Genomic DNA, 4,939 nt, shown 5'->3' with positions numbered 1-4,939 from the left:
TATAGGAGTAAATTTTTTCTCTTTGGTGTCGTCTTTTTCTTCTTCAACGCTCTCTATATCCTGAAAACCTTTTTCATTCATCTCTTTTAGTATATTGACAGCATTTTTGGTATCTTCGCCAGATAAAGTTATATTAAACCGCTCTTTTAGTGCATATTTAGCCCACTCCTCTTTAAACTCATCAACGCTCATATCACTATCAAGCAGATCAATAGTCCTTGAGTTTTGCATAAATAGCAGTTGGTGATTGCCACGATATTCATTTAAAAATTCATTTACAGTGTATGGGGTATCTCTTAAAATTTTTGGCTTATCATTGTCTGGTTTTGCTTGCTGACCTTGTATATACTCTACAAACAAACCCTTGCTTTCATTTATGAAATTTTTAAGATCTGATAGCTGCTCGCTTGTAAAATCAGGATCATAGCCTCTAAGCTTTCCTATGATAGTGACTTTTGCTTCATCGCCTTTTGTAAAGCCAGATAGTGGATATATGTGTCTATCGTAAGCCGCAGCTTGAGCTTTTCTATCAAGCCTTGCGTATTTAGGAAAGCTCATACCATATCCCATGTCGTTACTAAGTATCTCGTTAATATCGTTAAATTTAAACCCCATCTCACTAGCTATGTGTTCTCTAGACAGATAAGGATATGGTGAGCTAGAAATTTGCATTTTACTATCCTTAGTAAATTTTAAACTACTCAACGATTTTCAAAATTTGTTTGAGTAAGGTTTTTCTTTGATTTAAATCGACCTTTCAACAATTTAGTTTATATATAGCCTATCTTTACACAAAAGTATTGCTGATAGAGCTTATCCTCTCACTCCAAGAATTTGCTAGAGAATTTATATCCTCGCTAGTTGGCTTAAATTTCTCATATTCGTTTGAGGTGACACTTTCTGCGTTAATGTTCTTTGATCTTGCATACATTAAAAGTGTTAGCTCTTTAAGTCTTTCTTTTATGAGCGCTTTTATGCTCTCACTATCTTTGCCCACTTTTTCAAAATCCACAAAATACTCTTTATGCTCTCCAGTGCTTGAGATATCATTTAAGGCAGCGCTACTTAGCTTAGTCTTTGCACTATCACTTGGTAGCGGTCTAGAGCTGCGCAAAAATCCCATAAAAAGAGCCTCTTTGCTGTAACCTTCATCTGCTTGATATACCGACATATCAGGGTTAAAGCTAAACTCATCGCCTGCTTCGCTCATCGTAAAATCAACCTCTTTTACTATGAGCCTAACGCCTGCACTTGAAAGCTCTTTACTAAGAGATTTGGCGCTATTTAGCTCATCGCTGCTAGAGTAGATGTTTGAGATAGTAGAGTTTGATAGATCTTTTAGTAGGTGTCCTTTGGCATCGTAGCTAGTGCCTTTTGTGCTGTAGCCTTTTGGTAGTTTGCCTATATCTGCGAGGCTGTAGCTCCTTTTATCATCGCCTAAGGCAGAGGTCATTTGGTCAAATAGTCTGTAGTAGTGCTTTATGGTGTCAGCCATATCAATATTATCAAAGATCTTTATCTGCTCGTCCTTGCTCTTGATGCGATTTAGCACATGGTTGCGCTCGGCAAATCTATTAAGTTCATCAAGCGTGCTTTTATGGATTTTAAAGTCCTTTGGCAAACCTGCTGCTTTGTTAAAATCAGCTCCCATAAAGCCAGCTTTATCTACTGTGTAGCCATAAGCTTGAAGGTCATTAAAATTTAAAGAGCTGAGACTATTTTGTGAAGAAGTAGTATAAGTAAATTTAGCTGGCTCTTGGAGTAATAGAATTAAGGAGAACACTTAATCACTATATTAGTGAAATATGTACTTCTTAATTCTTTTTTATTTAAGAAACTAAGAGAAAGGGGGTAAAAATGAGGAATTATGAAAAGATAACAGCACTCTATGAGAGATTAAGTCGTGATGATGAACTTCAAGGAGAAAGCAATTCTATTGTAAATCAAAAGAAAATCCTTGAAGAATATGCAGGTAAAAATAATTTAAGCAACATCATACATTTTACAGATGATGGAATAAGCGGAACACAGTTTGATAGACCGGGCTTTATGGCAATGACGAACGGAGTTAATCAAGGTAATATAATAGGTTGTATAATCGTAAAAGATATGAGTAGACTTGGCAGAGACTATCTTAAAGTCGGTCAATGTATGGAAATCTTAAGACAAAAGGGCGTTAGGCTCATTGCTATCAATGATAATGTAGATAGCTTTTATAGAGAAGATGATTTTACCCCTTTTAGAAATATTATGAATGAATGGTATACAAGAGATACTTCAAGAAAAATACAATCTACATTCAGGTCAAAGGGGGAAAGCGGAAAGCATACGGCAAGCTCTCCACCTTATGGATATATCAAAGATGAAAAAGACAAAGATAAGTGGATTGTAGATGAAAAAGCAGCGGAGATAGTAAGGAGAATATTCAATCTGACCATGCAAGGCAATGGTCCGTATCGAATAGCAAAGATATTGGAAAGTGAAAAAGTAGATATACCTGCTTACCATCAGCAAAAATTAGGATATGGACTACATCAAAGCAAAGTGTTTGAACATCCTTATCGTTGGTGCAGTTCTACAATTGTAAGTATCTTAAAGAAACAGGAATATTTAGGTCATACTGTAAACTTCAAAACAAGAAAGCATTTCAAGGATAAGAAAAGCAAATATGTATCTGAAGAAAACTGGCTGATATTTGAAAATACCCACGAGGCAATTATAGACCAAGAAACCTTTGATAATGTGCAAAGGATAAGAGGAAATGTAAAAAGGTATCCCGATGGTTGGGGAGAATATCACCCTTTAACTGGGCTTATGTATTATGCAGATTGTGGCAGTAAAATGTATGTTCATAGAACAAGTAATTACAAAAATATTCCCTACTACACTTGCAGTGCTTACACGAAAGTACCCTGTGGAACGCTTTGTCCATCTACTCACAGGATAAAAGCGGAAGCAGTCTTAAACCTTATACAGGAAACCTTAAAAGACATTAAAAAATATCTTGATGAAGATCACGAAGCCTTTATCCGTTCCATTTAAAATGAAATGGAAGAAAAGGAAAAAGTAGAGATAGAAAAGAAAAAAATAAGATTAATGGAAAGTAAAAACAGGCTTCAGGAACTTGAACGATTGATGTGCCGTATTTACGAAGATATGATACTTGAAAAAATACCAAGTAATAGATATGAGATACTTAACAGTCAATATGAAACAGAGCAAATAGCTTTAAGCAAAGAAATTAAAGACTTAGAGTTTGCAATATCAAGATATGAAAAAGAAACAGATAAGGCGAAAAAGTTTATATCTCTAATAAGCCGATATGAAAATTTTGATGAACTTACAACTACAATGATAAATGAGTTTGTAGAAAAGATTATTGTTCATGAAAGGAATAGAAAAGGTAGTCAAACATCAAAGCAAAAAAATAGAGATATATTTTAATTTTATCGGTAACTATGAGCCACCAAAAGAAGAATTGACTGAAGAAGAAGAAAGATTAAAAATTGAGGAAGAAAAGAGAAAAATCAAGGAAAGAAAAGATAGACTTCATCAAAACTACTTAAAGCGTAAAGTAAATGGAAAACAACAGGAATATGAGGAAAGGTATAAGGCAAGGAGAGAACAGAGAAAACAAGAAAAATTAAAGGTTCTGAAAAGGGCAGGTATACAAGTTAATAAGTTAGAAAAAAGAGATTGAAGTTAGTCAATCTCTTTTTTAGTACAGGTATCAAGTATATCAATTATGTTATTTGCAATTGCATGGATAACAGTAACGGCAACAGAATTACCAAACTGTTTGTAACTTTGAGTATCACTTACAGGAATGATATAGTTTTCGGGGAAGCCTTGAAGTCTTGCAGCTTCACGAGGTGTTAGTTTTCGTGGATTTTTTCCTTTTTGCTCAATAAGTATTTCACTCCCGTCTTTATAATATCTTGCAGATAATGTATTTGTATAAGGACTGTTTTCATTGAACAATGTGTAACCAAATCCATTTCCCTTTATTTTATGTTCTTTCTTTCGTCGTTGATGACCTTGCCAAAGTGCATTTGAAATGGTGTATTTAGTATCAACATTTTGCTCTAAAATATTTCCCACAGAAACATCTGGGCAGGGAGGAATTGGAAAAGAAAAATCTTTATAGTTATCTATTTTATCCTTATCAAATCCAACAATGTAAATACGCTCTCTATTTTGTGGAACACCGAAGTCTTTTGCTTTAAGTATAATAGAATGAACATCGTAGTTTAAATCCTTTAATGTTTTTTCTATTGTTTTATAGGTACGACCTTTATCGTGAGATTTTAGGTTTTTGACATTTTCAAGAAGAAATGCCTTAGGTCGTTTCTCTTTAATAATTCTTGCAATTTCAAAAAATAATGTTCCACGAGTATCTTCAAAACCAAGCTTTTTACCGGCTTGACTAAATGCTTGACAAGGAAAACCACCGACAATAATATCATGATTAGGAATATCTTTTTCAGATATTTTTGTAATATCTCCAAAAGGAGTTTCACCAAAATTTGCCTTATATGTTTTTACTGCAAATTTATCAATTTCACTACTGAATACGACATTTGTTTTACCTGTTTGGTAAAATCCAAGCCTTGTACCACCAATTCCGGCAAATAAATCAATGATTTTATAGGGGGCATTTTCATTATTAGGGAAAGGTACTTTTTCAGGAAATGATAAAATATGTTTCAGCTCAATGGACGATGGCTGACTTTCTCCATTTTCCCATCTGCGAATTGTCCTATCTCCGAATTTGGACATACCAACAGCATCAGCTAATTCTTTTTGAGTCATTTGTAATCTGATACGCTTATTTTTTATTAAAATAGCAGGGGAATTATCTATGATTTGTGGTATAATATTCATATATATTCTCCTTTTTATATATGTTATTTCAAGGACTAACTGTCCTCTATTTGAC

General features: G+C 34.0%; 6 protein-coding genes. 3 read left to right on the top strand and 3 right to left on the bottom strand.

Annotated features, from left to right (window positions below; all coding sequences use genetic code 11):
- A partial coding sequence (locus FZ949_RS03725) for a Cj0814-related protein (RefSeq protein ID WP_148790172.1) occupies positions 1–672 on the bottom strand: 672 nt, incomplete at its 3' end.
- Between the two features lie 115 nt (positions 673–787).
- Positions 788–1,783, bottom strand: coding sequence for a Cj0814 family flagellar-dependent secreted protein (locus FZ949_RS03720; RefSeq protein ID WP_262367776.1), 996 nt, complete (start codon positions 1,781–1,783; stop codon positions 788–790).
- 74 nt (positions 1,784–1,857) lie between these two features.
- Here FZ949_RS03720 and FZ949_RS09835 point away from each other — a divergent pair, with 74 nt between their 5' ends.
- Genes FZ949_RS09835 through FZ949_RS09825 form a run of 3 tightly spaced genes read left to right on the top strand, consistent with a single transcriptional unit; the run spans position 1,858 to position 3,700 of the window.
- Positions 1,858–3,042: a recombinase family protein gene (locus FZ949_RS09835; RefSeq protein WP_508610093.1), complete on the top strand. Its 1,185-nt coding sequence runs from the start codon at positions 1,858–1,860 to the stop codon at positions 3,040–3,042.
- A 6-nt stretch (positions 3,043–3,048) separates the two neighbouring features.
- Entirely contained in the window at positions 3,049–3,444 is a 396-nt protein-coding gene (locus FZ949_RS09830) for a DUF4368 domain-containing protein (protein WP_429800343.1), read from the top strand.
- A complete protein-coding gene (locus tag FZ949_RS09825; RefSeq protein ID WP_429800342.1) occupies positions 3,386–3,700 on the top strand; it encodes a hypothetical protein in 315 nt (104 codons plus the stop codon). The genes FZ949_RS09830 and FZ949_RS09825 overlap by 59 nt, the downstream gene beginning before the upstream one ends.
- Before the next feature lie 2 nt (positions 3,701–3,702).
- Here FZ949_RS09825 and dcm read toward each other — a convergent pair.
- Positions 3,703–4,939, bottom strand: a 1,237-nt coding sequence (gene dcm, locus FZ949_RS03705) for a DNA (cytosine-5-)-methyltransferase (protein WP_262367524.1), incomplete at its 5' end; no start/stop codon positions are given.

The sequence above is a fragment of the Campylobacter concisus genome (assembly GCF_902460545.1).
Lineage (GTDB): Bacteria > Campylobacterota > Campylobacteria > Campylobacterales > Campylobacteraceae > Campylobacter_A > Campylobacter_A concisus_AE.
The sequence above is the reverse complement of the archived record's forward strand: the minus strand, read 5'-3'. Positions and strand labels throughout refer to the sequence as shown.

What these genes read in the sequence shown, in the direction of transcription:
- FZ949_RS09835 (WP_508610093.1), top strand. Translation starts at nt 1,858, where the DNA reads ATGAGGAATTATGAAAAGATAACAGCACTCTATGAGAGATTAAGTCGT.
- FZ949_RS09830 (WP_429800343.1), top strand. Translation starts at nt 3,049, where the DNA reads ATGGAAGAAAAGGAAAAAGTAGAGATAGAAAAGAAAAAAATAAGATTA.
- FZ949_RS09825 (WP_429800342.1), top strand. Translation starts at nt 3,386, where the DNA reads ATGAAAGGAATAGAAAAGGTAGTCAAACATCAAAGCAAAAAAATAGAG.